The organism is Sphingomonas fucosidasi (assembly GCF_036663855.1).
In the GTDB taxonomy this organism is placed as follows: Bacteria; Pseudomonadota; Alphaproteobacteria; order Sphingomonadales; family Sphingomonadaceae; genus Sphingomonas; species Sphingomonas faeni_B.
Window position 1 is genome coordinate 58,160 of record NZ_JAXOJR010000014.1, and the last position, 26,858, is coordinate 85,017.

Sequence of the window (26,858 nt, forward strand, 5' to 3'; positions counted from 1 at the left end):
ATGGGATGCCAGATGATTCGCATTTCGCCTTCGACCGTCGCCGGGTACATCGCCAAGGCCGTAGTGGCGACCGCCGTCGTGACAGCGACCCCAACCGAGGCGCACGAGGGTCGCGCGGGCGGCAAGCTGATGCTGACCAACGGCGTCAGCTCGATTGAGGGCAGTTCGGGCGGCGGCATCTCCACCTGGGCGGTGATCGCCGGTAACGAAACCGTCGATGGGATCGGCGGGTCCGCGCACGTCTCGGCCATCCTGCTGCCGGACTATCGGTGGGAAAGCCATGGCGCGGCTATCGGCATTCGCGACCGGCTAGAACTGAGCTATGCCCGACAGAATCTTGACACTCGGGACGTCGGTGAGAAGCTTGGTATCGGCCGTGGCTATACGCTCAATCAGGACGTGTTCGGTGCCAAGCTGCGTGTCGCCGGAGATGCAATCTATGGCAGCGCCTACCTGCCGCAGATCGCGATCGGCGTGCAGTACAAGCACAATCTTGATCCGCGGATTGTCGCCGCGGTCGGCGGGCGCCACGCCAGCGGCACCGATATCTATGTGGCTGCCACCAAGCTCCTCCTGCGGCAGAGCATCCTGCTGGGCACCACCATCCGCTACACCAAGGCCAACCAGAACGGCCTGCTCGGGTTCGGTGGTGATCGCGGCGCAAACCGCACCGTCCAGGTCGAGGGCACGCTCGGCTATCAGATCTCGCGCCAACTAATCGTCGGTGGCGAATACAGGTCGAAACCCGACAATCTAGGGTTTGCCAAAGAGAATGAGTGGAAGACCGCCTATGCCGCTTATGCGATCAACAAAAACGTGACCGCGACTGCGGCCTATGTCGATCTCGGATCGATCGCGACGGCGGAGCGCCAACGCGGCGGCTTCCTATCGCTCCAGACCGCCTTCTAAGGGACGTTTCCCATGCTTCTGCTTGCCCTGTTCCTCCTCATCCAGACGGCACCCGCGCCGACGGGCGAGGATCCGGTCGCGCCCTATGCAGTTAGCGATACCAATGCCGGCGGCAGTCGGTTCAAGGGAGTTGCCATGCTCGAGGCGTTTCACGGCGTGGCCGGTATCGACCGGATCGTCGACGATCTGGTAACGACGAGCCAAGGCGATCCGCGGATCGGCGACATCTTCAAGGGGCAGGACATGATCCGCCTCCGCCGCACGCTGAAGGAGCAGTTTTGCGTCCTATTGAACGGCAGCTGCCACTACACCGGTCGCGATATGGCGACTGCGCACAAGAACCTCGGGATCCAGGCCAAAGACATGAATGCGCTGGTTGAAAACCTTCAGGCCGCCATGCGTCACGAGGGTGTGACATTTCCAGCCCAAAACGCCTTCCTCGCCAAGCTTGCGGTAATGAAGCCGAACGTGGTCACCCGTTAGAAAACTGACCTAATCCCAAACATTCAGAAGCTCTTTTTGGCTCCCAACTTCGGCCGCTCGTTTACATTGCGGCAGCGATCGTCGGAGCGGCAGGGTTTGAGACTTTCCTGCCGATCGTCACCTTTACCGGGGAATGGCCGGTTTAGCGGAAACCGGGCTTTCCTGAAGCGGCCAAGTTAGCCTTCGTGGAGACTAAATTTTTGCCGATTGAGGACCGCCTGTTCTTTGCCGTCATATACCAAAAGACGGCAGTCCCACACCGCCGTAATCGCGGGTCAATCGGCTGTTTGGCCAACAATTTTGATGCGTTCAATCGTGCTGCGGGTGTCCGCTCAGCATCAGTTGCCCGTCAGCGAGAAAGTCTTTGCCACTACAATCGTGAGGCTGTCTTCATGCGGGACCTCGTCGAAGGTTCCGTCGGGATTTGCCGTGTCACGGAGCCCACGCCATTTATGCGCGTATTCCAACCCAACTCCGAGCCCCGCTTCCTCGTCTACGGAGGTGTAGCAACTATAAGGCTTCCCTTCCACACCCGGTGGTTGTGGACCGGTTACGCAGCAAGGTTGCGGCACTTCGCACGTCGCTCGGCGCCGAAGCATACGCAGAGAAGATCCGCATCAGTTTCTTTTCAAGCTGCCGTACTTGTGGTGCATGTCGCGTCTATCACGATCTCCTGGCCAAGGCCTTTGATGCGGCCTGTATCGTGTGGAGCGGTAAGGACGCTGCCGCATCACGCCGACCACCGCAGTCAAATATCAGCGGGTAAGAAACGACAACGCCGCCCGCGGGGGCGGCGTTGTCGTTGTAAGGGTGGTTGCGGGGACGTGCAACCGCTTTAATTTCTCGACCCACTGTCGTTGCTGACGCCATTATTTGGTTCAACGAATACCCGCCTTAAGCTTCTGATATCGAACCGAAAAAAGCAACCAGATGTCACGACCTCTCTGGATCACGGTGCGCTAAAATACGCGGCTCTGCTTTTATGTGATCAGGGCGAGATGTTCTGAGATGGAGCAAAATAGGTGATGACGGTAACGGACGCAAACCGTCTAACGATGTTCACGATAATGATCTGCGCGACGGCGGCGCCTGCGACCCTGAATCTTAACAAGTCGATCCGAGAAATTCGCAGCCAAAGGCACTTTATATCGCCTTATGCCGCCTGCCTTCGAAACCGCCGGACCGCAAGCCAGCGCACCAATGGCTTGGAACCCTCGAGCAAGATTAGGAGAACGATACCCATGCCGGTCGCAAGCGCCAGATCTGTCCAGTCGAGCGATCCGAACTTCAACAGCGCGTGCGCGCGCGGGACGAACAGGATCACGGCGGTCACGCTGGCGATGGCGACGAAAACATAGCGCAGCGTTGCATTGTGCCGAACTAGCGCCTCACCCAGCGCTGCGCGGAACGACCGGTTGACCATGATCAGCGCGACGATTTCTGCGACCATTGCGAAAAACACCAGCGCACGAAGCTGCATCTCGGGCATTCCGCTTCCCGTCTTCAGGAAGACGACGGTTGCAAGCATTACGAAGGCGATGCCTCCCTGGAACACGCTCCACGCCATCATGCTCAGCGAAAAAAGCGGTTCGGCGGGGTTCCGCGGCGCGCGCGTCATGACGTCGCCCTCGTCGCGCTCCGCCTCGAAGACGAGCGCGCAGACAGGGTCGATCACCATCTGCAGAAGAGCGATGTGGATCGGGCCGAGGATAAGCGGCAGCCCGAAACACAAGGGTAGCAGGGCAAGTCCTGCGATAGGGACATGAACCGCAAAAATGAAGGCCATTGCCTTACGGATATTATCGTAGATCCGGCGACCAAGCCGGACGGACTCGACGATCGATCCGAAGTCGTCGTCAAGCAGGACGATCGCGGCCGCCTCGCGCGCAACGTCGGTGCCGCGCTTGCCCATCGCGATGCCGATATGCGCAGCCTTGAGCGAGGGCGCGTCGTTGACGCCATCCCCAGTCATCACAACGACCTCGCCATCGGCCTTAAAGGCCTGCACGATCCGCAACTTCTGTTCAGGAAGAATCCGAGCGAAGACCGTCACGGTCTTCAATCGGTCGGCAAGTTCGGCGTCGTCGAGCGTCGACAGCTCGGTGCCGGTCAACACCTCGCCCTGGGCGATCCCGGCCTGTGTCGCGATCGTTCGAGCGGTGGCGGCATAGTCGCCGGTGATCATCACGACGCGGATACCGGCGCGTCGGCATTCGGCCACCGCAGCGGGGACGCTGCGCCGGATCGGATCGGCTAACCCGACCAGCCCGGTCAGCGTGTAGGTATAGCCACGCTGGGAAGCCGGCCAGTCGCGCGCGCCGGGCACCGCGGTAGCGACTGCAAGTACGCGTATGCCGCGTATGGCCATGGAATCCACGGCAGCTGTCATTGCCAAACGGCCTTCGTCCGATAGATCGCACAGATCTGCCACTGCCTCGGGCGCGCCTTTGGCGGACAGGTTCAGCGCATCGCCGTCTGCCCAGATGTTCGACATCGCCAGAAGATCCGGACGCAAGCCGTAGGCGTGCACCAGCGTGCCGCCAGGTGCCGCAATCGATGGAACTGCCCGGCGCGCGTCGTGCAGAGCTATGTCCATCGGATCAGTAGGGTCAGGCGCACTCGCCGCGGCCGCCGTTTTCAACAAGAGATGGTATAGGTCCGGTATGACGACACCAGGCCCCGTTTCGATCGTCTCGCCGTTTGGTAGCCACAGCGCCGCCAGCGACATCCGGTTCTCGGTCAACGTCCCGGTCTTGTCGCTGCATAGCACGGTTGCAGATCCCAGCGTCTCAATCGCCGCGGCGCGGCGGGTCAGCACCCCAGCCTTGCCGAGCCGCCAGGCCCCCATGGCGAGAAACACCGTCAGTACGACGGGAAACTCTTCGGGCAGCAACGACATGCCGATCGCGATGCCAGCAAGCAGCGCCTCGATCCACCCGCCGCGCATAAACCCGTAGAGCAGCACGACCAGCAACGCTACGATTCCGCCCCCGACCGCGCACCATGTGACGATCCGCGTCGTCTCCAAGCGAAGGCGCGGGGCTTCGGTCTCCAGGGTCGCGAGCGACTGCCCGATCCGGCCGATCTCGCTACGAGGTCCGGTCGCCATCACCCGCGCAATTCCTGCACCGCGCGCGACCAGTGACCCGGAATAGACATAAGGTTGGCCATCGCCGCCGGGACGACGCGTACCAGCGATGCTCCTGGTATCGCCGGCGACCTTACCGACGGGGAGCGATTCACCCGTAAGCAGCGACTCGTCAGTCTGCAGATCCGCAGCCTCCATCAACATGCCGTCGGCGGCGATGCGATCACCCTGCTCCAGCACGATTAGGTCATCGCATACCACGTCCCGCCCAGCGACATGTAGGCGCGTGCCATCCCGGATCACGACGGCCCGCGGAGCCGACAGGTCGCACAAAGCCTCCAGCACATGTTCGGTTCGAGCCTGCTGGATGACGGTCAGGCCGACCGACAATGTCGCGAAGCCAAGTAGGATCAATGCTTCGGTCCGGTCGCCGAGCAGGAGATAGGCGCCGCCGCCAGCAATCAACAGCGCCAGCATCGGCTCGCGCATCACCTCCATCACTATCCGCAATACAGATCTGCCGCGCGCGCGCGGAAGCTCGTTGGGGCCGTCGGTCGCGAGCCGTGCTGCCGCCGCCTGAACGCTCAAGCCGATAGGGATGCCGTCCGTCACCGCGACAGCAGGATCGGTAGACGCGACTTGTTGAGTAAACTGCGGGTAACGCCGCCGAAGACGATATCCCTGACCCTGGAATGTCCGAACGCCCCGACAGCAAGCAGGTCGGTATCTTTCTTCAGTGCAAAATCTTCGAGCGTTTCCGCGTCGGGACGCACATTGCCGCGGAGCTGTATCCACTCTGCACGCAGACCGTGCCGAACAAGATGACGGACCACGTCTGCGCCGCTCTGCGCGGTTAGCTTCTCCTCATCGCCATATCCCCCAATCGTCACGACGGTGACATTGGCAGCCGGCTCGGCCAGCATGACCAAGTCGCTCAAAGCGCGACGCGCCTCCGGACCGTCCTTCCAGCCCAGGACCGCGTTTTGCACGGGGGTGAACTCCTTGCCCTTAGGCAGGATCAGGACCGGGGCGCCTGTGCCCATGACGATCGTCTCAGTTACATGGAGCCGCAGCCACTGCGTTTCCCAAAGCGCCTCGCCACCGACAATGACCATATCCGCAATAGGACCAGCGCGGCCGGCGCGTCGTACCAGGGCACGGATATCATCATGTAGACCAAGCACACGGATCGACGCCGTCGATCCCGCGACCATGGTGGACACCTTTTTGATCCGCGCAGCCTGCTCCTCGTCCATGGTCCATTCCGGTATGTACATTGCCGTCATCGACGCGAGCGCCGGAATCAAGACGGGATTGGGGGTGAGGATCTCGATCGTCAGATCAGCAGCCATTCGCTCGGCAATCTTCACTGCAAATCGGATGAGCGGATTAGCGTGAGCCGAGTTTTCGACGACGAGCAGGATGTCCTTGACCATAATCGGTGTACCCTTGGTTTTCGCTTGGAGAGAGCGCACCGCGTCGCAAGCAACGGCCTGCTTGAATGCGCTGCCGTTTGCGCGGATCAGAGGCTCGGTGCCGGCTCACACGGCCGTTCCGACCAGCCGACCGACCCCCGCCGTCAGCGCCATCGCTAGCGCGCCCCAGAAGGTGACCCTGATTGTTGCAGTCCAGACAGGAGCGCCACCTGCGCGCGCGCCTACCGCACCCAGCAACGCCAGGAACAACAGCGAAGCAACGGCCTCGACGACGACCAGCCAGGTCCCTGGCGCAAAAATTACGATGCCGAGGGGCAAGGCGGCCCCCGCAGTGAACGTTGCCGCCGACGTCAGCGCTGCTTGGACGGGGCGCGCAGTCGTCATCTCGGAGATGCCGAGTTCGTCATGGGCATGCGCCGCCAGTGCGTCCTTGGCCATCAGTTGTCGCGCCACGATGTCCGCGGTGGCGGCATCGACGCCGCGATTGACGTAGATGCAGGCAAGTTCCTCGATCTCACCGGCGACGTCGGTCGCCAATTCTGCTTGTTCACGGGCTAGGTCGGCGCGCTCGGTATCGGCCTGACTGCTGACAGAGACATACTCGCCGGCGGCCATCGACATGGCACCCGCGACCAACCCGGCCACGCCGGCGATCAGAATGTCACCAGGTTTCGCGGCCGCAGCCGCGACGCCAATAATGAGGCTTGAGGTCGAGACGATGCCATCGTTGGCCCCCAGCACGGCAGCACGGAGCCAGCCGATACGGGACACCAGATGGCGTTCAGCGTTAAAGTGCAACCTAGTCATCGCGGCGTTCGCCTTTTTTCGGGACTGCCGTCGCGTTCCCCCGCATCGGCATGAGCACCGGGGGTGAACGCTAATGGGTCGACCACCATGGCTCCATACGTAGTTCCCGCGATCACGATCGCCACGACGGGTAGCGCCAGGGAAGCCGGAGGACGCGCATCCTCCACGCCGGGGTGTAGATCAGCGCGCTTCGTCCCGGTGATAAACGCGTCGATCAGATTGTCCTTCGTCAGCAGCGACATGGCGATGACGGCGATGATATGCAGTGCGATCAGCCCGAGCAGGACGTTGGCCAGCGCCTGATGGAGGCCGCCTTCGGTTTCGCGCTGCATCGCGGCGCCAGTGTAGATGATGCCGGCCACCGTCCCGAGCAGCGCGATGATCGCAAGGCCGCCAAGAGCATTGTGGCCAATCGACCGCCCAGCCTTACCGGAGAAAAGACCATTGATGTGATGCGCGATCTGACGGGGCTTCAGGAAATCGCTGAAGCGTGCGTGCTCTCCGCCGACGAAACCCCAAACGATCCGGAATGCAATGAGGATCGCGGCGATCCATCCGGCCGGCACATGCCACGCCGCAAGCGCGCTATCCTCTTCCGACGATAGGAACGCGATCAGGATCGTCGCGACCAGCAGCCAGTGGAACAGGCGCACCGGCAAATCCCACACGCGAATACGCGCGGGCGACGGTAGGGCCGCAGACGAGAGGGGGGGCGTCGAAAGGTTGGGCATTGTCACCTCCGTGGAGGTAACGAAATCCGCTGAACTCCTGACGAAAACCTGACCCGGCCGGCAATCTCGTCAGACACCGTCGATCAGCAGTTTGGCGCTGCCGTTCCTTCAGAGCGGTTACCACCAAGCCGTTTCTGCCAGTCCACCCGCGTTAATACGACCAGCGCTGCGATCATGAACACCTGGATAGCAATGCTCGCCGGGCTGGTGAACGTCTTCAGGAACTGATCGCCCATTGACGTCCTCTGCATACCCTTGGCCGTTACCGCGTAGATCGAATAAGACACCATCCGCCCCGCGAAGAAGGCGCCGGTAAAGCCAGCGAGACGGACGCGAGCGAGGCCCGCCGCTTCAAATAGCTGCGCCGACGGCAACGGTGAAAGCGCAAACAATCCCAGCGCCAGGAGTCCGCCGGGTTTGTTCCGTTCGAGCGCGTAGCGTGCTGCCGCCAGATTGCCGCGGATACGTACCGGGACACGCCGACCAAGCATGCGGGAGGCGTGGGCCAGGGCAAAGCGACCGGACGCGGCGGCAAGCGTTCCGATCAGAATGATTGCCACCGCGGGCATCCGCGTGCCTAGACCATAAAGCACAAGATAGACCCAGTCAGCGGGCCGAACGCCGGCATGAGGTTCACGCCCAGCACGATCACGAACAAGATCAAATAGCTGTTCAGTCCGTCCTCGTCTTTCTGATGCTAAACATCACGTTGGTAGAATGCCGCGAAGGTAACGCGGAACAGTGCGCCCCCGCCGGGAGCGTCTTCGACCGTGATCGCTCCGCCATGTGCCTGCGCAAGCCGCTGGACGATGCCAAGCCCAAGGCCCGCTCCGTCGGTCTTGCGTCTGTCCTTGCGCCAGAAACGGTCGAAAATGTGGGGGACGTCTTCGTCCAAAATACCGGGGCCGTGATCGCGCACACTGATCTGTGGCCCGGGTCCGGCTGTCACCTCTATCGGAGTGTTGCCGGCCGCATGAGCCAGCGCGTTGTCGATCAGATTACGATAGATGCGATAGATCGCCTCGGCATGGCCAAGGGCCGTCGTATCACCGAAGCACGCGAAGCGCAGGTCGCGCTGCGATTCGAACACCTTGGGTGCCATCGCGGCGACAATGTCCCGACCGATATCGGCAAGATCCACCGGCGTATCGGGCTCCACCGCCATGGCGTCCGCCTGCGCGAGATCAAGCATTTGCCCGACGAGCCGTGTCATATGCTGGGTGTCTGCTTGAAGGTCATCGCGCAATCGGCTTGGCGGCAGTTTATCGAGCGAAAGCTGCATGATCGACAAGGGTGTCCGCAGCTCGTGAGCGGCATTGGCCGTGAAGCCGCGCAGGATCGCCATCGTCTCGTCCAGCCGAGTGAGCGCGCGGTTGACGGCGCGGACAAGCGTGTTGACCTCGCGCGGTTCGGGCGCTTCGGAGCGGCGGACAAGCACGTTGTCGGGATCGAGCGCATCCACTTCGGCCTCTGCACGCTTCAGCGGCCGCAGGACGCGGCGGACCGCAAAGATATTGAACAGCAGCAGGAGCAGCGACAGCGGGATCAGCGGCAGGACGACATGCTGGACGATTTCGTTGACGATCACCGGCACATAGGGGCGGATGCCGTCGCCTTCGAACTGCATGAACAGCCAGCGTTGCTGTCCCTCCTGCACGACGGAACGGACGCCCGAAATGCGGTAACCGTCGGCAACGCGATCACGGCGGGTCCAGTCCATCAGCACGCCAGCGCGATCACCAGAGCGCAGCGCTGCAGGCTCATTCGCTTCCGGCTCGACATAGCGGGCCGCCCAATGCTCCGCCCCCGGCGGCCCGGCCAGCAGATCAGGTGCGAGCGTGGTCGACCCTGCCGCCTTGCTCGCTTCCAGAGTCAGAAGTTCCTGCGCGAGCGACTCCGGCTGGCTGCTATAGGTGAAAACGACGATGCCGACGTCCAGCGCTGCGAACAGCAGGGTGAAGGCGGCCAGCCGTGTTGCGATCTGCCGGAACAGCGTTGGCCCAACCGGCCCCTTCTTGCTGTTGCCCGCTCTATCCATGGTCAGCCGGCTCATACACCGCAACCGGCGCGAACAGCGCATAACCGACGCCGTGGACGGTGCGGATCTGCACATCGGCTCCGGCTGCGTTCAGTCGCTTGCGCAACCTGGAGATACACGCCTCCAGCGCATTGGGCGTGACTTCGGCATCCATCGAATAGAGCGCGCCCTCCAGCGCGGGCTTCGCAACGACACGCCCGGCACGCCTTAACAGGCATTCGAGCAGGTCGACCTCGCGCGGCGTCGCATCAACGGCCAGGCCGGCGACAGCGACACTGCGTTCGGCCGAATGGAGCATGACGTTACCGGCGGTCAGTTCGGTGCCGAGCGACGCGCCGGGGCGACGGAGCAGAGCACGGCAGCGGGCGGCAAGTTCTGCAATCTGGAACGGCTTGACCAGATAGTCGTCAGCGCCAGCATCGAGCCCCAGCACACGGTCATCAAGGCCGCCACGCGCGGTCAAGATCAGGATCGGCATCATATCCTGCCGTCGCCGCAGCCCGCGAACCAGATCCAGGCCTTCGCCATCGGGCAGGCCGAGATCGAGCAGCATCAGGTCATAGTCGTTGATCTTCAGCGCATGCTCGGCGCCATCGACCGTCTCGCACCAATCGACCGCAAAGCCCTGCCGGTCGAGACCCTCGCGGATCAGGCTCGCAAGGCGCGCATTATCTTCAACCAGCAATAGGCGCATTGTCGATGTCCGTCCCTTCTGCCGCCCGCTTGTACCCAGTAATCATCGCCAGCGGCAGGTTCTCGCGGTGGCGGACGCTTTCGACGATCGCGCCGAGGACGTGGAGCGCGACGGCGCCGACCAGGACGTTGGCCGTGACTTCATGCAGCGTCTCTACCCACGACACGCCCCAAAAGGTGTCGAGGCCCATCATCCATCCGGTCGTGCCAACCGTCGCGAGCAACACCAGCAGCAGCACGATCATTGCCGCTCCCGCTGGATTATGACCGACATAGCGCGGCTCGCGCTTTGCCAGCATCGCAGCGAAATAGGTGACCAGCTGACGCGGGCCAGGCACGAAGCTGGCGAAGCGGGCATGATTCCGCGCGAGGAGACCCCAAACGAGCCTGACGATCAGCGCCGTGATGACGGCGTAACCGACGTAGATATGCGGGCTTTCCGCATGCCGGAGAAAAGTCAGGTTGGCGATGACGCCACCCGCGACCGTCCAGTGGAAGATACGGACGACTGGATCCCACACCCTTGCCCGACGGGGGACCAGGCCAGGGGTGGGCAGAGCGGCGACGGGGGCGGTCGTGGCCATGATCAGTCGACGTTGTTCTGGACGACCGCGCCGGTCACCGGGTTGAAGTAGACTTCAGCGCGCTTGCCGTCCTTGGTGTGAGCATAGATTTCATAGCAGCTGCCCGAAACCTGGAAGACCTTGATGTCGCGATAGCCCATCTTGGCGATCTTCGCCTTCATCTGAGCCTGGGTGAGCCACTTGGCCGGCGGGAGCTTGGTGCAAACCGGGGCGGCGCTTGCGATCGATGCCAGCGACAAGGTTGAGGCTGTAAGGGCGAGCTTTAGCATCGTTACAGGTTTCATCTGGGACAATCCTTTGTGATCGGGGAACTGCCCCGGCCAGATCGAACTGCGCCCACGGCCTGACGAAAAGCTGACGGAGGTTTTTGCCTTCACGATCGGTGTGTCAGGCCGGCGTCAGGATAGCCTCCCACAAGTCAGTCGTCGCCGCTGTCGGCGCATACCGGAGATTGATATGAACCGTTCCCTGTTCGCAGCGGCCGCGACGTTTGCCGCTCTGTTATCGTCCACCGCGATGGCCGCTCCACCGGAAGGCAAGCCGCTCTCGGCGCAGACTCGCACCAACCTCGAAGCCGCAATGCATGGCGAAGCCTATGCCAACCTCAAATATCTTCGCTATGCCGATCAGGCACAGGCCGCCGGCAAACCGGCGCTCGCCAAGCTGTTCCGCGCGTCGGCAAACATCGAGGCAAACGAGCATTTCGATCGCGAGGCACAAGCACTTCAGCTCGGAGGTGCGAATAGCGCCAATCTCGAAGACGCGATAGCCGGGGAGCATTATGAGAACGTCACGATGTACGTGAACTTCGCCAAGCAGGCGCAGGCCGACGGAGATGTGAAAGTTGCGGCGATGTTCCGACAGATCGCGGTCGACGAAGGCACGCATTACGATGCGTACAAGGCGGCGCTTACAAAGCTGGCTCTGAAGTAAGTGAGCGCCGATGTCGACCGGCCATCCCGCCGGTCGACCTCCCGCTTTTGGACCCGGTCACAGTCGCCTACCCAAGCGGTGCGGCTGTATCGAGCGCTCCCTTGGAGACGGACAGCCTCGGAAAATATGCACACTTCTAAGCTTGAAAAGCGATCTTGTTTCGAGAAAGGCTGTCTTAAGATTGCTCTTTCACCCGCAGGCTTTGCTAGATGGTTTTCGTGGATCAACGAAATCAGTCAATGTTCGATTATTGTATTTGGCAAGCCGTCAATATACAATCTAAATTACACACCTAGATACTGCTTCACTTAGTGAAGTCTATTATACTTTGTTATAAATTCGTGGGCCCAAATTTAAATGTCAACACACCTTACGTTTCAGGTATATTGCCTTGACGTCCACCGTGAAATGACTGACATTCTTAGCGCGGGCCGGGCCCCTCTGACGATTGTCTTGCGACAAACGTGATGTCGGACCGCATCGGGTTATCTCGATGTCTAGGCCTGGCCTGTTTGCCTGCTTTCATCGGGACTGATCCGATCGTTCAATCGATGGTTGGAGAGCGGCTTTGCATATATTTTCCTACAAACTGACCCAGGTGCACGCGCGGCTGGACGAGCAGATTCGCGCCGAGATAAAGCAGCGCATCCCCAATAGCTTGCGGCTGTTTCGCCTGAAACGCCTGCGCCTCGAGGTGAAGGATCGGCTGCGCACCCGCGCGTTACGGCTGCAATTGAACTGAACCGACGCACCGCAGCGTCGTTGTAGAATCATCGCCCGCAAGGATCAGCTTTACCGATCAGAATGGATCGGAATGGCAACAGGAGAACGAATATGGCCTATTTTCTAACCGCCGGCTTGGCGCTTGCCGCCACCGGCGCCGCACTCGGCATGACCGTAGATCACCAGAACGAGGTGGATCATCGCAGCGGTCCGGTCACCGTCAAATATCGCGGCGACGTCGTCATCACACACAAGCAGGTGGGCGCGGTCGCACCAGGTGGAAGAGCGTCGTCGCTACGCTGCAACTGGGCGGCAAGCATGTCGGTCGCACGTCACGCGGTCGCGGCGTCGGGTACCAGGCTGTTGCGCAGCATTGACAGCAGACCCGTAGTTTCGGGCACGCGGCCCGGCTGGTGCGTCGCGAGCCATGGCGCCATCAAGAAGGAGGTCGCGGCAAAGGCGGCGGACATGCAGCAACATCTGATGACGTTGGCGCAGGAAGACGAGCAGATGCTGCGCATCGAGCTCGACCGGATCCACGGTCCGCAGCGCGCTGGATGATCCGGCGCGTTCGATTGGCGGGCGTGCTTGGCGCCGCGAGTTGCGGCCTGATCATGCCTGCATTTGCACAGGATGCCCGGCCGGCGACCTTCGAGGTAATGAGCGAGGAGGAACGGCGCGGGCTGAGCTGGAGTGAGAGACGTGCCGCGCTGGCGGGCGATCTTCGCGTCTCGCGCGGTCGGCTTGATGCATCGGCGCGAACGGTAACGCTTCGAAACAGCGTGCGACACGGCGGTGCCGATGCGGTCGTCGACCTGTCGGTGGGAACCGGTTGGGATCTCGGTGCCGTGCGGATACGCACCGACGCCACAGGCCACGCATTCGCAGGCGCACGAGGGCGAATGGACTATGTCGAGGCAAGTGCATCGGCCAGCTATGCCTATGGTCCGCTCTACGCCACGTTCGGCGTGATCGGCGCGCCCTCGCAGCGTGCAATCGGCGGCAGCAACCTGTATGTCTATGCGACCGCCAACGCCGGTATTCCCGGTACGCCGCTCACGATGCTTGCCGAAATCGGCCACTCATCCGGCAGCGTCAGTGACGTCGTCCGGGCAGAGCGTCTTCGTCCGGGCGGCAGCTACACCAACTGGCGGCTCGGCCTCGAACATCGTCGCAACCGTCTGGCAATCGGCGTCGATTATGTCGGTACCGACATTTCCCGCACCAACCGCGAAAGTCAATCGTCAGACCGGTACAGCCATGAAGACAGGGTTATAGGCCGGGTTCAGCTTTCGTTCTGAGGTTAATGTGGTGCGCGCGTGTTTTACAAAATCGCCTCACCGTACGTATCACACTAGCTATTCGTCACTAGTTCGGACTCAGCCCTTTTCTGATCGACCGCTGTCTTGCCATCTCACGCGACACCTACAGCGCGAGCCGACGGTTGGCGCTGCGCCGGGCGGTTTGGGGCTCGGGCTTCGCCGCTCCTGGTACGATCGCCTATTACGCGGCCTACGCCTACATCGCGTGGCGCGCGGTAACCGGGTCGATCTCCAGCGGCGACCTCACCGTCCTCGCGGCGTCGTTCCTGCGACCCCGCGGACTGCTGGAAGGTTTGCTCACCGGCTTTTCCTCGACCCCTGGCCAAGCACTGTACATCGACGACCTCTTCTACTTCTTTCGGACCGAGCCCGGTATCCGCTCATCGGAGGAGCGCTGCCATTCCCCGATCCCGTTCGCCAAGGCTTTCTCTTCGAGGAGGTAGGCTTTCGATATCCGGGCGCCGAACGGTGGGCGGTGCGGCACCTGTCCTTTGCGCTAGGACCGGGCGAGGTGATCGCACTGGTCGGCGAGAACGGCGCAGGCAAGACGATGCTCGTAAAACTGCTGGCCCGACTGTACGATCCGGTGGAAGCCGTATCCTGCTCGATGGACGCGATCTGCGCGAATACGATCTTGCCGGTCTGCGCGCCGCGATCGGAATAATCTTCCAAGACTTCGTGCGTTACAACCTACCTATCGCAGACAACATCGCGGTAGGTCGTATTGAGGCGCGCGGTGATCGCGAGCGGATCGAGGCGGCAGCCTCCGCTACGCTCGCCGACCGCGTCGTTGCAAAACTGCCCTACGGTTACGACCGGATGATCGGCAAGCAGTTCCGGAACGGTGTCGACCTTTCCGCTAGCAAATGGCAGAAGATGGCGATCGCTCGCGCCTATCCAGATGTTGATCCTCGACGAACCCACAGCGGCTTATGCCGAACTGTTCGAGCTTCAGGCTGCGGGCTATCGATGATCCACGGTGACCCTAAAAATGCCGCACAAACCGGTATTGATGATTTTGGTTAGCGGGCGGTCATTCATGTGGTCCCGCGTCCCTGCTAATCCATCTGACTAACCGCGACGCATGAGCTGCCTGAGGAGGGCACCGAATGCCAATAGCAGCTTGACCAGCTGGAGTGCGGGGTAGACGCAGTCTGGATGACGGATCCGAAGGCAGCCGCACTTTCCCTGCTCGAGCGCCGCGCACCGGGGGCGACGATATGCCCAAGCGAAGTGGCCCGTTCAATTGCACAGGATTGGCGCAGCGCAATGCCTGCAGTCCACGAAGCGATAGACGAGCTAGTCAGCGACGGGCTGGTACAGCTTAGCTGGAAGGGACAGCCGCTTGCAAAACGATCAGGACCGTACAGGATCCGTAATCTTGGGGGCGATTGAAGCTAGGGCTTAGCTTGCGTGCTTTGCCCATTCCAGTATCGAACGTCCGCTCAACAACGTGATATCCAGCAGCTGCGGCTGCGGCGACCCACCAGCGGACGTCCCCGCCCCTTCCCTCGCTTCCCAATTCCCGACAATCAACTCATCGTCGGATATCGGATTGAGAGGGCGGTTGTGATTGTCTTGAAAAAGAGTTCGTGACGATCGTCCCGCCCATCATAACCATCCGAACGCGACGAAGCGCGGCGATATCCGTGGTCGGATCGCCCGATACCGCGACCAGATCGGCTAGAAGACCAGGTTTCACCGTACCCAGCTTGTCAGCGAGATGGAGCGACAGCGCGTTGCCCGAGGTCGCTGCGATCAAGACGTCCGCACGGCGCATCCCCGCATCGACCAGCAATTCCATCTCGCGCACGTTCTGCCCGTGCGCGAACACGCCAGCATCGCCGCCGACGCAGATCGGGACTCCTGCTTTAAGGGCCAGCTTCAGGCTCGAACGACTGAGCGCGACAGCGGGCGGCGCCGGTTCGCTGCCGTTCCAGCCGCGATAATGCGACGTCGCGTCCGATGCGGCGAGCGTCGGGCACAGCGCGATGCGCTTTGCTGCCATGGCTGCAAAGACCGCAGGCGTACCGCCATAGCCATGTTCGATGGTGTCGACCCCGGCGGCCACCGCACGTCGCATACCCTCGGCGGTGGCGGCGTGGACGGCGACCGGTCGCCCCGCATCATGCGCCGCCGCGACCGCTGCCGTGATCTCGGCGAGGCTCAGCGTCGCGCGGCTCTCCTCGCCCGGCCGCCAGCGATAATCGGCGTATAGCTTCACCCAGTCCGCGCCTGCCGCGATCTGACGGCGCACCGCGGCCACCATCTGATCGACCCCCGACACCTCCTCGGCCCCTTGGGGGATGCCGACGCCGGGCTCGAAACCTTTCGGACCATAGGCTCCCAGTGCCACGATCGCCCGCGTCGCGACCGACAGCCGCGGCCCCGGTACGATACCCTGATCGATAGCGGCCTTCAGTCCGAGATCCGCATAGCCCGCGCCCTCCGTGCCGAGATCGCGTTCGCTGGTGAAGCCGGCGAGCAACGTTGCCTTGGCATTTGCGACCGCGCGCGCGGTGCGGAGTGCGAGCGGCTCATGCAGGACCTGATCGTCCCAGCTGGCTTCGTTGTAAGGGTGCAGGAACAGATGCCCATGACCCTCGATCATGCCGGGCATCAGTGTATCCCCGGCAAGCTCGAAGATGCGCGTATCGGCGGGCAGCGAAAGGTCGGGCCCCCCGGCGACGATCCGGTCGCCCGTGACCAGCACCTGCCAGCCGGCATGGACCACCCCATCCGCGCCGTCGAAGACGCCGGCTGGTTTCAGGAGGATCGATGCCGGACCGGACGCCGGCAGCGCCCCCGCGGGTCCAAGTAAAACCGCCGCGGTCGTCAGCATTATCGTCCTCAGCCACCGCATGGTCTTTCCCCCGTTCTCGCCTTACGCTTTGGGTATCCCGAAGACCGAAAAGGACATGTCGAGTGCAGCTACCGTCCGGGCAGCTGACGTCAGCTCGTGCGGATCCACCGCGTCACCGCGTCTGGCTTTCCGCCGCTGCTCCTTCGAGCTTGTCCTGCGTCCGGGTGTCGAAGTCGCAAGCATCATGGCGTTCGTGGAGCTGGCTGGCGGGATCGCCCATGATCCGGTTGACCATCCGCCCACGCCGGACCGCCGGTCGCGCGCCGACCAGGTCGGTCCAGCGCAGGACGTTCTCATATGCGTCCACTTGGAGGAACTCGGCGGCATCATACACTTGCCCCGTTACGAGCGCGCCGTACCAAGGCCACACCGCCATGTCGGCGATCGAATAGGCATCGCCTCCGACATATTCGCTCTCGCCCAGGCGCCGGTCCAACACGTCGAGCTGGCGCTTCACTTCCATCGCGAAGCGATCGATCGCATATTCGATCTTCACGGGTGCGTAGGCGTAGAAATGCCCGAAGCCGCCACCCAGCATCGGCCCGGCACCCATTTGCCAGAACAGCCAAGACAGAACCTCGGCGCGCTTTGCGACATCGGTCGAGAGGAACGCGCCGAACTTCTCGGCAAGATAGACGAGGATCGATCCCGACTCGAATACCCGGATAGGTTCCGCGCCGCTGCGATCGACCAGCGCGGGGATCTTCGAGTTGGGATTGGCGTCGACAAAGCCGCTGCCGAACTGGTCTCCGTCCATGATCTTGATCAGCCAGGCATCATACTCGGCACCCGTATGGCCGGCGGCGAGCAGCTCCTCGAGCATCACAGTCACCTTCACGCCGTTGGGCGTTGCAAGCGAATAGAGCTGGAGCGGGTGCTTGCCGGCGGGGAGTTCCTTGTCGTGCGTGGCACCAGCGATCGGGCGGTTTATGGTGGAAAACCGGCCGCCGCTGCTTTTGTCCCAGGTCCAGACCCTGGGCGGCGTGTATTCGGCAGTCTCGTTCATTCGGCTTCTCCGCAATCTTCGCTCTGCTCGCCAAATTGAGCCGTTGCAGACTTATACGCAAGGGCGGTCGCCGGGTCGAAGGTGATCTGTCGTCAGTCGTCAGAAGGATCCGGTCCCTGAAAATCTTAAACTAGTTTCGGCGCTCCAACTCCAACCATCCATTCTGGGGGGGGCTGAACGGGCTGCAAAGACCCACGGTCCCTATGCTGCACTTGCGTTTCGCGACGAGCCAAAAAAAGCGCGTTGGAAACACACGTGAAGCGCGACGTTACAGTAGGATGGATTTGCAACACATCATTGAAAAGATCGCAGCCGAGATCTCGGACCAGGCCGCTGAGATCGAGCAGGAAGCGGATGCCAAGGACAAGGGCGTTCGGCCGGGGCCATTTGGCATAGCGATATCCACCGAACACGCCGTATTCCATGCAGGGGCGTCGGCCACCGCCTTTCCGATCCAGAGCATCTCCAAGGTGCTAGCGCTCGAAGTAGCAATGCGCGCCGTCGGCGACGCGGTATTCGAGCGGGTCGGTCGCGAGCCGTCCGGCGATCCGTTCAATTCGATTATAGATCTTGAGCGGACGCGCGGTATTCCCCGAAACCCCTTCATCAATGCCGGCGCTCTCGTAGTCGTCGATCTGGTGACAGCCGGTGAGGAACACGAAAATGCCGTCGTTGATTTCGTGCAAACGCAGTTGAGTGGCGGCACAGTCGAACTCGACGACGAGGTGCTTGCCCAAGGCGGTGACCTGAACCGGGCGATGCTGAGTTTCATGAAACACCATGGCAATGTCGTGTCACCCATTGACCGCATCATGGACGCGTATGGCAAACAGTGCGCGATCAGCATCGACTGCGTCGGCCTTGCGCGCGCTGGTCTGTTTCTGACTAGAACAAGAATCGACTTGGGAAGAAACCAGCACGCGGAACGTGCACAGCGTATGCGCACCATATTGGCATTGATGATGACGTGCGGACATTATGACGCATCTGGCGACTTCGCAGTCCGAGTGGGCCTGCCTGCAAAAAGCGGCGTTGGAGGCGGGATTCTGGCAATCGTACCGGAGCGAGCATCCGTCGCCGTCTGGTCGCCAAACCTGGACCAACACGGCAACTCGATGCTCGGCGTTCGCGCACTAGAGATGCTGGCGGCACGGACCGGCTGGTCCGTGTTTGGACCTGCGACAAGCTAAACGAAAGGAAACGACCGACCCACTTGTCGACGTTGACCCGGCCTCTAGCACTGCTCAAAACCTGCCATTTATTCAGCGTCCGTTTCGGCTGGAATCGTTTGAATGGCATGGCAGGCATTCCCCTGAACTGAGCGGTTTCAGGTGTCGAGCAGTACCGCCATTCTCGTATCTGTTCCGAGCGATCGGTCGCGTCGGAAATTATCAAGGCCTTACAAACCGGTATTCGCATTCTTTCGGCGCACGCCGAAAAAGTCCGGGCTGCAGCACCACGTTTGCCGGTGTTGGCGTCTTAAGTCGATTGATCGACCCAGTCCCGACGTAGGGGTGTCGACGCCATCCACATAAGCAACGCAGCCACCAGATACAGCACGAGCCCCATGAGCATCGCATAGCGCAACGCTTCATCGCCATAATGCGCGGCGAGACCGTCCGACAGTGCGCCAAGCGCAAAACTGCCACCACCCAGTCCGATGAGGTTGTTCACGAGCAGGAATGTCGCCGATGCGGTGGCGCGCATATGACTTGGCACCAGATGCTGGACCGCCGTGATGACCGGCGCGAGCCAGACATAGGCGAGCGCCTGGGGCACGAGGAAGAAGAGAAACGCGGCCATCACCGAGGACGACAAAATTCCCGCGGCGAACAACGGCACTGCGATAACGAAAGCGATTGCTGGAATGCGCGCGTACATCCTTCGATCGCGTGCACCCAACCGGTCGCCGAGCACGCCGCCGAGCAGAACGCCGGCAACACCTCCCAGCAACAAGATGCCGCCGTAAAATTGCGCCGTCTCGATCAGATCGAGGCCGAAGCTCCGCTGCATCAGCGACGGGAGCCAGAAGGCCAGACCATAGCCCAGCATCGAGCTCGCCGAGGCGCCGAGCGCGAGCAGCCAGAAGCTGGGCTTGCGCGCCAGGATACCGAACACGCGGCGGACGGGTTCGCGATCATGGGCATCGGTGCTGCGGATCGGTTCGCGCACGCACAGGCGAAAGACCGGTGCGAGCACGAGGCCGGCGACCCCGACAACGACAAATGCCGTCCGCCAGTCGATCGACGTCGCGATATAGCCGCCGAGCATCACCCCCGCGGCCGACCCGAGCGGGATGCCGAGCGAGTACACCGCCAGCGCGCGCGCACGACGGTTGGGCGCGAACGTGTCTGCGATCACCGCATAGGACGGCGCGACGCCCCCCGCCTCGCCTACCCCCACGCCGACCCGGAACGCGAAAAGCTGCGCGAAACTGCCGGCTACCCCGCACAGCGCAGTGAACGCGCTCCACACCGCGAGCGAGAGCGTGATGACCCAGGTGCGGCTCGTCCGGTCGGCCAGCCACGCCAGCGGAATCGCCAACGTCGAATACAGCAACGCAAACGCCAGCCCACCCAGCAGACCCAATTGCGTGTCGGTCAGCGCCAAGTCTGCCTTGATCGTCGGCGCTAGGATCCCGAGGATCTGCCGATCGACGAAATTGAACGTGTAGACCAGCAACAGCATGACGAGCGCCGTCACGCGGTAGCGCCGGCCCTCGTCCGGGACCGCCGGGATATCACTCGTCATTTCATGCTCCAGCAACGAGGGGCGGTCGCCCGCCCGCCTCGTTGCGCTCGATCAGAATTTCGCGGTGAGGGTCGCAAAGACCTGGCGCGGGTTGCCGTAATAGGCGGTCAGCACGCCATCGCTGCCGAGCGATGGCCGCAACGCGCCTGCTGCCGTGCGCAGATAGTCGCCGGTATCGGGGTTCTGAAGCAGGAAGTTGTAGCCGGACACGACATAGCGCTTGTTCGTCAGGTTCTTGCCGTGCACCCCGATCGAGAACCGCGCATCGATCGTATAGACCAGGTTCGCGTCGAGCAGCGCATAGGCCGGCTGGTCGAGCAACGGCGTCCGCAACTCGAACTGCTGCGAATCGCTGCGGTAGGACAGCGTCGTGCTCGCGTCGATCGCACCCGCGGATCCGACCGGGACGTGATAGGCCAGCGTGCCGCTTGCGGTCAGGTCTGGCGTGTTCTGGAATTTGCGATTGGCAGCGACATTGATCCCGCGGGCGTCGATGAAGCGCGTATATTTGGCATCGAGATAGCCGATCGTTCCCGACAGGTTGACCCGGTCGCCGGCACCCGCGATCCCCTCCGCGACCGTCAGGTTGGCTTCGCCTTCGATGCCGTTGATCCGCGCGCGACCGGCGTTGGTCGTAATGCCGATGAAGGTCTGGATCCCGCCGACGGTGGCACCGACCGATCCGGGAACCTGCACGTCGGTGTATTTCGAATGGAACCCCGCGATAGCAAGCGTCAGCCGACGGTCGAACAGCGACGCCTTGTATCCTGCTTCGAAGCTTTCGACGCTCTCGGGCCCGAACGACAGGAACTTGTAGATATCCTGCTGGTCGCCGCCTGCGCCGGTGATGCCGTTGCCGTTCAGGTCGGGGGCTGCGGTACCGACCCCGCGCGGGTCGAACCCACCGCCCTTGAACCCCTTGGACCAGCTCGCATACAGCGTGTTGTTGGCATCGGGCTTGAAGCTTACCGACGCGCGCGGCGTGAACTTGGCGAAGGTCGCCGTCCCGCGGAAGTCGGTCTGGCGCGCGATCGGGGCGGTTGTGCCGCCGAAAAACGGCGAGGCGCCCAGATACACATTGCGCTGCACCTGCGACGTGCGATCATCCCAGGTGTAGCGTCCGCCGACCGAAAGGCTGAGCTTCCGCGTTACGTCGAGCGTGGCATCGCCGAAGATCGCCACCGTGTTGGTCCGCACGTTCCCGAACGTCAGCGCGGTCACGGTCGCGGGCAGCCGCACGTCGAATACGGTGCGCGCCTTGGCGTCGAGATAATACAGCCCCGCCAGCATGTTGACCGGTCCGGCATCGACCAGCAGCTGCACTTCCTGGCTGAACTGCTCGTTATTGTAAAAGGCGGGGACGTCGACATCGACCGCGGGCAGCGCGTCGAAATCGATCGGCGTCGCGCTGTCGTCCTTGCGATAGCCGGTGATGCTGCGCAGCGTCAGGAACGCGGCAGGCTTAAGTTCGGCAAAGAACGAACCGCCATAGGCCTCGACCGACTGCTTCGGTGCGACCAGTCCCCCGCGACTGTCGAACACGTCGGACAGCACGGGCGTCTGGGAAACCAGGCCCGGAATCAGCCGGTGCCCGCCCCGCGGGTTGCTGTTATCCTTGGTATAATCTCCCGAAAGGCGGAAGAACGCGCTGTCGCCCGCCTCATATTGCAGCGTGCCGCGCGCGCCCCAGAAATCCTTGTTGTAGTTGTCCTGCCCCGTCGTGAGATTGGTCCCGAACCCACCCCGGCTCAGCCGCGCGACCGCTCCACCAATTCTGAACCCGGTGTCGCCGATCGGCGTGCTCGCGCTGATCACGCCGTCTGCCTGGTCATAGCTGCCATAGGTCCCGCGAATGCTCAGCGTCGGATCCGCACCGATACGGCGGGTCACGTATTTCACCGCGCCGCCGATCGTGTTGCGACCGTAAAGCGTGCCCTGCGGCCCGCGCAGCACCTCGATCCGTTCGACATCGTAAATGTCGAGCACCGCGGCCTGCGGACGGTTGAGATAGACATCGTCGAGATAGATGCCGACGCCTGCCTCGAACCCAGCAACCGGATCTTGCTGGCCTACACCGCGAATGAAGGCCGTCAACGTCGAATTGGTGCCGCGCGACGTCTCGAGCGTGACGTTCGGCGTCACGTTGGCCAAATCGGTAACGTCGAGCGCACCCGACGCTTCGAGCTGCGCGCCCGTAAACGCGGTGATCGCGATCGGCACGTCGAGCAGCCGTTCCTCACGGCGACGTGCCGTAACGACGATATCGCCATCGATCCCGGCTTCGTCGGTGGCAAGCCCGACCTGCGCGGCGTCCGCGGCGCTGGCGGTGGGCTGCGTCTGCGCCGACGCGGATCCTGTGAGCAGCGCACCGAGTGCGCCCCCGGCGTTCAACATGATCATCATGGATTTCGGCTGTGCCACGGTGTCATCCCCTCCTGCGGCGCCCGCTTGATGCGCCCGGTATGATCCGGGTTGTGCGCCTTGATATCAGCCTATAATGAAACCTGAACCAGTATTCAACTTGTGTATCGAGGCAGGCAAAAAATGGCGAAGGCGCAGGAAACGACGCTGTCAGAGTCCGCGGTCACCGGCGAGGGCAAGGCGCCTCGTACCGAGCGTGGCCGCCGAACGATGCGCGCGATCCTGGACGCCGCTGCGGTCGAATTCGGCGACAATGGGTTTCACCAGGCGTCGATCAGCGACATCACGCGCCGCGCCGGGGTCGCGCTCGGCAGTTTCTACACCTATTTCGATTCCAAGGATGCGGTGTTCCGCGCGCTCGTCCGTGACATGTCGGACCAGGTCCGCGATCATGTCGCCCCTGCAATCCTTTCCGCTCCCGACCAGATTGCGGCCGAGCAGGCGGGGCTTCGCGAGTTCATCACCTTCGTCCGCCAGCACAAGGAGATCTACCGGATCATCGACGAATCCGAATTCGTCGATTCGGAGAGTTTTCGCCTTCACTACGCGACCACGGCAGACCGTATCACCGGCCGCCTGCGCAAGGCCGCCGAACGCGGCGAAGTCACAGACGACGTCAGCGAGGTCCATGGCTGGGCGATAATGGGAATGAACGTCTTCCTCGGTCTTCGCTACGGCGTCTGGAGCGAAGACGAGACACCAGATGATATCGCGAAGGTCGTCGCAAAAATGCTGAAAGATGGCATTCTGCGCAGCCCTGATGACCAAGCTATCTCCGAGGTCAATAATTGATGGGCGGGTGGGTACACGACCCGCAACCGAACGCTGACGCACAGTCACCGATCGCTCAACTTCGAACGCTGGTTCATCTTGGCGAGTAACCGATTTTCAATCCCGGCTGTCCGCTCGCCAATGTCGTGACGGGGAAAGGAAGCGGAACGGCGGCTTTTGAGATACCGCAAACAGTAAGCGGCTGTTCGTTCAGGGTTGGGCGGTCCGCGGTCAGAATGTGACAAGGGCAGATGCAATCCGATCATCCGCTGCATTGCGATCAACGCTAGGACGCCGAGCGTCGTGAAAAATATTCCCAAGATCAGTGGCCAGCCGAGCATCTTACCCGACGTGCTCCCCATCGCGAGGCCTAAGCCGACTAGGATGGCGAACCATATTATGGACGCCTGAAGTATCTCTGCGGACCCCGCACGCGGGAACAGGACCGCAACGGCCGGGGGAGCATTGAAATACGTGCGGAAGAGGAAAACCCAGCCCACAGCCATTATTGTGATCTGTCGAAGCTCAGAATGTATGGCTCGCACGTTTCAAAATATCCCTGTCTCTAACATCCGGCCGCCGCCATATGCTAAATCTGGGAATACGACGCGGAGATCATGATGCCCGCAGTTTCACCGTAAACTGCCTCCCAAGCCTGACGAGTTGCCGGAGTAAAACGTTCCCCTAAAATAGCTGCGAATGTATTGATCAAAACGTTCCCGACCGCTTCATATTGGTAGGTCTTGACGCCGTATTTACCATGCTTCCTGCCCAAATCAGAAAGAAAAGGGCCGAGCTTTGCGATATCTGCAATGTTGAAAACGAGAGCATCTATTGTATTGGAGAAAACGGCGACTTGATTAGCCATATCATCGGGGAATAGCGCCCGTGCAAATGGGTAATCCAAGAGCAATCGATAGTAAAATATCTCCGAATAGGGGCGGGGTGAGAGTCTGATCAGCTCGTAGCTCTCCGTCACAAGCCGGATCTGATCTACCGTTAAAGACATTTCGCCCTCACCCGACGGATAGGTTTTTTTGGTATCGCCGGTTATTCCGGCTGACGCGATATATGCTGACGGTTCGGCATCATGAAGCCAAGCGCAATCGGTTTCGACCAGCGCGTTTTGCTTCGTAGAGGGCAATATCCGCCCGCTTGAGGATAACGTCGGACGTGTCGCCGTCCCGGGTGGATGCGATGCCCAAGCTGACGGTTACCCTTGGCTGTCGGTCATCCCCGGATGCTTCGATCCTAGCCCGCACGCGTTCGGCAATCTGCAACGTCACCTCCCGGTCGGCCCTAGGCAAGATGATAACAAATTCTTCGCCACCATAGCGCCCGATCAGGTCTGTGCTTCGCAAACACTCATTTGCCGACAATGCGACACGCTTGATAACATTGTCGCCGATATCGTGGCCGTACCGATCATTCACGGCTTTGAAATGGTCGATGTCGAAGAGTATGACCGAGAGCGCGGTTTTTGCGGTCTCGCCGTCAGTCAAAGTGACATCAAGATATTCGATGATCCGTCGACGGTTTGCGAGGCCGGTCAGGACATCTGTCGAGGCCAGCAACATTGCCGCCGCTGCACTACGGTTGGAGGCGTCACGGGACTCTTGCAGAACCTGTTGCGCCTCGATTTGCTCGGTAACGTCACGGATCAGACCGAAAAGCCCGATAGCATCATCTGTCGATGAATAATCACGCTCGCCCTGGGTCGCGACATAACGAACGGAACCGTCCGGGCGAACGATCCGAGCTTCGAACGCAAAGGGCCGGCCGTCCGCAAGTGCATGGGCAATGACCTCTGATACGCGACGCCGGTCACCTTCATGATACAGATCGATAGCCTGCTCCAAGGCCGGTGGTTGCCCCTCCGGGATGCCGTGCATGCGGAAAACCTCCGGCGACCAGAAGATCGTCTGGTCGATAGAATTGACACGCCAATGCCCAATATGCGCTGCAGCCTCCGCTTGATCGAGAAGACGGATGCGCTCGGAAAGATTAACTCTTAAGCGATCACGAGCCGCAAGTAGTGTCGCCATCGGTAGCGAAGAAACGAACAACGACAATAGATAGAATTGAAAGAATAAAATGCGTGAATCATACGATGCACGGATGAGGAATATTGGGCCTGAACCCCACCAAAGCGCGAGCGATCCGAGGATGACGACGACCATCATGCTGATGATGCCGCCGAGCATACCACCGCGCAGGACCGCGATCACGATTACCATCATCGGAACGAACAGCATTGGGTATTGGGTCTGGTAGAACGTAGAACTGGTGGCGAGGCCCGTCAGCAGGAGTATGCCGGTCAAATTAATCGCATCGCGCCCGGACACCCGCCGCCGCGTGGAGAGCGAAATCTCAAATACTGCGAGCAGCAACGGCGTCACGAGCAACATGCCCAACCACACCGTGCTAAACCATGAGAGAATGAATTCGCCACCCATCCTGGGCGAAATACAGGTCGCCACTAAAGCACTCAACAGGGCGGCGATCAACGATGCGACGAAGAACGCGGATAGGCCCGATGGATTAATGAAAGAGACCCGCGCCCCCGATCGTCGCCGAAGCAGGAGGGTGGCGACCATTGCCTCAAGCCCGTTGGCCGCGGTAAATCCGATGGAGATGCGGAAACCCGATCCGGCGAGCAGGTTGGCTGCAAAACTTGCGATGATCGCCGCCATTGCGAACCGCCAGACCGCGTGCCGGGGTACGACGAGTAGGGTCGCGAGAAGAATGCCACTTGGTGGCCAGATCGCGGCGATACCATGGGCCCCGCGCGTCATGACTAACGACAGCAATGCGAAGGCGAAATACGCAATGCCGAGAACCGCCGGACCGAGCGGCGAATCTCCCAACCGTGCAAACGTTCGGCGCATTCAGATCGACTAACCGAGAATCATTAACGGTGGGATCATCATCGTTCGAAAATTATCTTTATTTGAATTCAACAGCCTGGCCGGTCGCTTTCCTGAGCTGCCTCCCCCGGGGGGATTGAGAGATGAAAATATACGACTTAACGAATGGCCATTTTTCGAGAGCGCGGTTTACCAACCCGAGCGTATAAATATGGGCGGAACTGCCTAGCAGCGCGGGTGTGCCACCCCCCTCTCAAACGTCGGTGCGGCCGACACGGCGATGCGATCTCGGCCATTGTAGCCGCAGTCCAGACAATTCCGATGGCAGCATTGACAGGCAAACAGTGAGTACGGAGCATCAACGCCACATCCTGACTTATCCGCTTGGCAATATGCTTAAGCGCGTGGTGCACGGCGCCGATGTTCAGGACC

27 protein-coding genes are annotated in these 26,858 nt (G+C 61.4%); 12 read left to right on the forward strand and 15 right to left on the reverse strand.

Annotated elements, in window-relative coordinates; translation table 11 throughout:
* Positions 1-12 precede the first annotated feature (12 nt).
* Both U1737_RS19315 and U1737_RS19320 read left to right on the forward strand, forming a co-directional pair.
* On the forward strand, positions 13-909 hold the full coding sequence (locus U1737_RS19315; RefSeq protein ID WP_332797915.1) for a DUF3034 family protein: 897 nt from the start codon (positions 13-15) through the stop codon (positions 907-909).
* Between the two features lie 12 nt (positions 910-921).
* Positions 922-1,392 carry a group I truncated hemoglobin gene (locus U1737_RS19320; protein WP_248520416.1) on the forward strand — a complete coding sequence of 157 codons (471 nt, stop codon included), beginning with the start codon at positions 922-924 and terminating at the stop codon, positions 1,390-1,392.
* Positions 1,393-2,545: 1,153 nt separating this feature from the next.
* Here U1737_RS19320 and U1737_RS19325 read toward each other — a convergent pair.
* From U1737_RS19325 to U1737_RS19365, 9 genes are all read right to left on the reverse strand, one after another.
* Entirely contained in the window at positions 2,546-5,092 is a 2,547-nt protein-coding gene (locus U1737_RS19325) for a cation-translocating P-type ATPase (RefSeq protein WP_332797916.1), read from the reverse strand.
* Entirely contained in the window at positions 5,089-5,916 is an 828-nt protein-coding gene (locus tag U1737_RS19330; protein ID WP_332797917.1) for a universal stress protein, read from the reverse strand. Before U1737_RS19330 ends, U1737_RS19325 begins: the two co-directional genes overlap by 4 nt.
* 105 nt (positions 5,917-6,021) lie before the next feature.
* Entirely contained in the window at positions 6,022-6,723 is a 702-nt protein-coding gene (locus U1737_RS19335) for a VIT1/CCC1 transporter family protein (RefSeq protein ID WP_332797918.1), read from the reverse strand.
* Positions 6,720-7,454, reverse strand: coding sequence for a cytochrome b/b6 domain-containing protein (locus tag U1737_RS19340; RefSeq protein ID WP_332797919.1), 735 nt, complete (start codon positions 7,452-7,454; stop codon positions 6,720-6,722). Before U1737_RS19340 ends, U1737_RS19335 begins: the two co-directional genes overlap by 4 nt.
* An 83-nt stretch (positions 7,455-7,537) precedes the next feature.
* Positions 7,538-8,014 (reverse strand): hypothetical protein, encoded by a 477-nt coding sequence (locus tag U1737_RS19345; RefSeq protein ID WP_332797920.1) that lies wholly within the window; start codon positions 8,012-8,014, stop codon positions 7,538-7,540.
* Positions 8,015-8,151: 137 nt separating this feature from the next.
* Positions 8,152-9,507: a sensor histidine kinase gene (locus tag U1737_RS19350; protein WP_332797921.1), complete on the reverse strand. Its 1,356-nt coding sequence runs from the start codon at positions 9,505-9,507 to the stop codon at positions 8,152-8,154.
* Complete coding sequence (locus tag U1737_RS19355) at positions 9,485-10,186, reverse strand: response regulator (RefSeq protein ID WP_332797922.1); 702 nt, start codon at positions 10,184-10,186, stop codon at positions 9,485-9,487. The genes U1737_RS19350 and U1737_RS19355 overlap by 23 nt, the downstream gene beginning before the upstream one ends.
* Positions 10,167-10,769 (reverse strand): cytochrome b/b6 domain-containing protein, encoded by a 603-nt coding sequence (locus tag U1737_RS19360; RefSeq protein ID WP_332797923.1) that lies wholly within the window; start codon positions 10,767-10,769, stop codon positions 10,167-10,169. The genes U1737_RS19355 and U1737_RS19360 overlap by 20 nt, the downstream gene beginning before the upstream one ends.
* Positions 10,770-10,771: 2 nt before the next feature.
* Positions 10,772-11,053, reverse strand: a complete 282-nt coding sequence (locus U1737_RS19365) for a PepSY domain-containing protein (RefSeq protein ID WP_332797924.1) — start codon at positions 11,051-11,053, stop codon at positions 10,772-10,774.
* A 172-nt stretch (positions 11,054-11,225) separates the two neighbouring features.
* Between U1737_RS19365 and U1737_RS19370 the strand changes: the two genes are divergently transcribed.
* The 8 genes from U1737_RS19370 (at position 11,226) to U1737_RS19405 (ending at position 15,142) form a co-directional block, all read left to right on the forward strand.
* Positions 11,226-11,702 carry a ferritin family protein gene (locus tag U1737_RS19370; RefSeq protein ID WP_332797925.1) on the forward strand — a complete coding sequence of 159 codons (477 nt, stop codon included), beginning with the start codon at positions 11,226-11,228 and terminating at the stop codon, positions 11,700-11,702.
* Between the two features lie 568 nt (positions 11,703-12,270).
* Complete coding sequence (locus U1737_RS19375; RefSeq protein ID WP_332797926.1) at positions 12,271-12,444, forward strand: DUF465 domain-containing protein; 174 nt, start codon at positions 12,271-12,273, stop codon at positions 12,442-12,444.
* A gap of 92 nt (positions 12,445-12,536) precedes the next feature.
* The gene (locus U1737_RS19380) at positions 12,537-12,986 is read left to right on the forward strand and encodes a hypothetical protein (RefSeq protein WP_332797927.1); all 450 of its coding nucleotides are present in this window, start codon (positions 12,537-12,539) and stop codon (positions 12,984-12,986) included.
* Entirely contained in the window at positions 12,983-13,726 is a 744-nt protein-coding gene (locus U1737_RS19385) for a TorF family putative porin (RefSeq protein ID WP_332797928.1), read from the forward strand. Before U1737_RS19380 ends, U1737_RS19385 begins: the two co-directional genes overlap by 4 nt.
* A 143-nt stretch (positions 13,727-13,869) precedes the next feature.
* On the forward strand, positions 13,870-14,190 hold the full coding sequence (locus U1737_RS19390) for a hypothetical protein (protein ID WP_332797929.1): 321 nt from the start codon (positions 13,870-13,872) through the stop codon (positions 14,188-14,190).
* A 32-nt stretch (positions 14,191-14,222) separates the two neighbouring features.
* A complete protein-coding gene (locus U1737_RS19395; RefSeq protein ID WP_332797930.1) occupies positions 14,223-14,411 on the forward strand; it encodes an ATP-binding cassette domain-containing protein in 189 nt (62 codons plus the stop codon).
* Positions 14,412-14,425: 14 nt separating this feature from the next.
* Positions 14,426-14,773: a hypothetical protein gene (locus U1737_RS19400; protein ID WP_332797931.1), complete on the forward strand. Its 348-nt coding sequence runs from the start codon at positions 14,426-14,428 to the stop codon at positions 14,771-14,773.
* Between the two features lie 132 nt (positions 14,774-14,905).
* Entirely contained in the window at positions 14,906-15,142 is a 237-nt protein-coding gene (locus U1737_RS19405) for a DUF3253 domain-containing protein (RefSeq protein ID WP_332797932.1), read from the forward strand.
* A gap of 142 nt (positions 15,143-15,284) precedes the next feature.
* On the opposite strand, the gene U1737_RS19410 is transcribed toward U1737_RS19405, so the two are convergent.
* Both U1737_RS19410 and yghU read right to left on the reverse strand, forming a co-directional pair.
* Positions 15,285-16,589 carry a metal-dependent hydrolase family protein gene (locus U1737_RS19410; protein WP_332797933.1) on the reverse strand — a complete coding sequence of 435 codons (1,305 nt, stop codon included), beginning with the start codon at positions 16,587-16,589 and terminating at the stop codon, positions 15,285-15,287.
* A gap of 133 nt (positions 16,590-16,722) precedes the next feature.
* The gene (gene yghU / locus U1737_RS19415) at positions 16,723-17,616 is read right to left on the reverse strand and encodes a glutathione-dependent disulfide-bond oxidoreductase (protein WP_332797934.1); all 894 of its coding nucleotides are present in this window, start codon (positions 17,614-17,616) and stop codon (positions 16,723-16,725) included.
* Between the two features lie 278 nt (positions 17,617-17,894).
* Here yghU and glsA point away from each other — a divergent pair, with 278 nt between their 5' ends.
* Positions 17,895-18,806, forward strand: coding sequence for a glutaminase A (gene glsA, locus U1737_RS19420; protein ID WP_332797951.1), 912 nt, complete (start codon positions 17,895-17,897; stop codon positions 18,804-18,806).
* A gap of 289 nt (positions 18,807-19,095) precedes the next feature.
* Here the strand turns inward: glsA and U1737_RS19425 are convergent, their stop codons facing one another.
* Both U1737_RS19425 and U1737_RS19430 read right to left on the reverse strand, forming a co-directional pair.
* Entirely contained in the window at positions 19,096-20,367 is a 1,272-nt protein-coding gene (locus tag U1737_RS19425; RefSeq protein WP_443027162.1) for a spinster family MFS transporter, read from the reverse strand.
* A 51-nt stretch (positions 20,368-20,418) separates the two neighbouring features.
* Positions 20,419-22,770: a TonB-dependent receptor gene (locus tag U1737_RS19430; RefSeq protein ID WP_332797935.1), complete on the reverse strand. Its 2,352-nt coding sequence runs from the start codon at positions 22,768-22,770 to the stop codon at positions 20,419-20,421.
* Positions 22,771-22,911: 141 nt separating this feature from the next.
* Between U1737_RS19430 and U1737_RS19435 the strand changes: the two genes are divergently transcribed.
* On the forward strand, positions 22,912-23,580 hold the full coding sequence (locus U1737_RS19435) for a TetR/AcrR family transcriptional regulator (RefSeq protein WP_332797936.1): 669 nt from the start codon (positions 22,912-22,914) through the stop codon (positions 23,578-23,580).
* A gap of 568 nt (positions 23,581-24,148) precedes the next feature.
* Here the strand turns inward: U1737_RS19435 and U1737_RS19440 are convergent.
* Both U1737_RS19440 and U1737_RS19445 read right to left on the reverse strand, forming a co-directional pair.
* A complete protein-coding gene (locus U1737_RS19440) occupies positions 24,149-24,703 on the reverse strand; it encodes a globin domain-containing protein (protein ID WP_332797937.1) in 555 nt (184 codons plus the stop codon).
* Positions 24,648-26,447 (reverse strand): sensor domain-containing diguanylate cyclase, encoded by a 1,800-nt coding sequence (locus U1737_RS19445; protein ID WP_332797938.1) that lies wholly within the window; start codon positions 26,445-26,447, stop codon positions 24,648-24,650. Before U1737_RS19445 ends, U1737_RS19440 begins: the two co-directional genes overlap by 56 nt.
* Positions 26,448-26,858 lie beyond the last annotated feature (411 nt).

Coding starts and splice junctions, on each gene's coding strand:
- U1737_RS19445 (WP_332797938.1), bottom strand. CDS start 26,447: ATGCGCCGAACGTTTGCACGGTTGGGAGATTCGCCGCTCGGTCCGGCG.
- U1737_RS19355 (WP_332797922.1), bottom strand. CDS start 10,186: ATGCGCCTATTGCTGGTTGAAGATAATGCGCGCCTTGCGAGCCTGATC.
- U1737_RS19335 (WP_332797918.1), bottom strand. CDS start 6,723: ATGACTAGGTTGCACTTTAACGCTGAACGCCATCTGGTGTCCCGTATC.
- U1737_RS19320 (WP_248520416.1), top strand. CDS start 922: ATGCTTCTGCTTGCCCTGTTCCTCCTCATCCAGACGGCACCCGCGCCG.
- U1737_RS19380 (WP_332797927.1), top strand. CDS start 12,537: ATGGCCTATTTTCTAACCGCCGGCTTGGCGCTTGCCGCCACCGGCGCC.
- U1737_RS19435 (WP_332797936.1), top strand. CDS start 22,912: ATGGCGAAGGCGCAGGAAACGACGCTGTCAGAGTCCGCGGTCACCGGC.
- U1737_RS19340 (WP_332797919.1), bottom strand. CDS start 7,454: ATGCCCAACCTTTCGACGCCCCCCCTCTCGTCTGCGGCCCTACCGTCG.
- U1737_RS19425 (WP_443027162.1), bottom strand. CDS start 20,367: ATGACGAGTGATATCCCGGCGGTCCCGGACGAGGGCCGGCGCTACCGC.
- U1737_RS19405 (WP_332797932.1), top strand. CDS start 14,906: ATGACGGATCCGAAGGCAGCCGCACTTTCCCTGCTCGAGCGCCGCGCA.
- yghU (WP_332797934.1), bottom strand. CDS start 17,616: ATGAACGAGACTGCCGAATACACGCCGCCCAGGGTCTGGACCTGGGAC.
- U1737_RS19370 (WP_332797925.1), top strand. CDS start 11,226: ATGAACCGTTCCCTGTTCGCAGCGGCCGCGACGTTTGCCGCTCTGTTA.
- U1737_RS19350 (WP_332797921.1), bottom strand. CDS start 9,507: ATGAGCCGGCTGACCATGGATAGAGCGGGCAACAGCAAGAAGGGGCCG.
- U1737_RS19360 (WP_332797923.1), bottom strand. CDS start 10,769: ATGGCCACGACCGCCCCCGTCGCCGCTCTGCCCACCCCTGGCCTGGTC.
- U1737_RS19385 (WP_332797928.1), top strand. CDS start 12,983: ATGATCCGGCGCGTTCGATTGGCGGGCGTGCTTGGCGCCGCGAGTTGC.
- U1737_RS19430 (WP_332797935.1), bottom strand. CDS start 22,770: ATGATGATCATGTTGAACGCCGGGGGCGCACTCGGTGCGCTGCTCACA.
- U1737_RS19365 (WP_332797924.1), bottom strand. CDS start 11,053: ATGAAACCTGTAACGATGCTAAAGCTCGCCCTTACAGCCTCAACCTTG.
- U1737_RS19410 (WP_332797933.1), bottom strand. CDS start 16,589: ATGCTGACGACCGCGGCGGTTTTACTTGGACCCGCGGGGGCGCTGCCG.
- glsA (WP_332797951.1), top strand. CDS start 17,895: ATGGATTTGCAACACATCATTGAAAAGATCGCAGCCGAGATCTCGGAC.
- U1737_RS19330 (WP_332797917.1), bottom strand. CDS start 5,916: ATGGTCAAGGACATCCTGCTCGTCGTCGAAAACTCGGCTCACGCTAAT.
- U1737_RS19315 (WP_332797915.1), top strand. CDS start 13: ATGATTCGCATTTCGCCTTCGACCGTCGCCGGGTACATCGCCAAGGCC.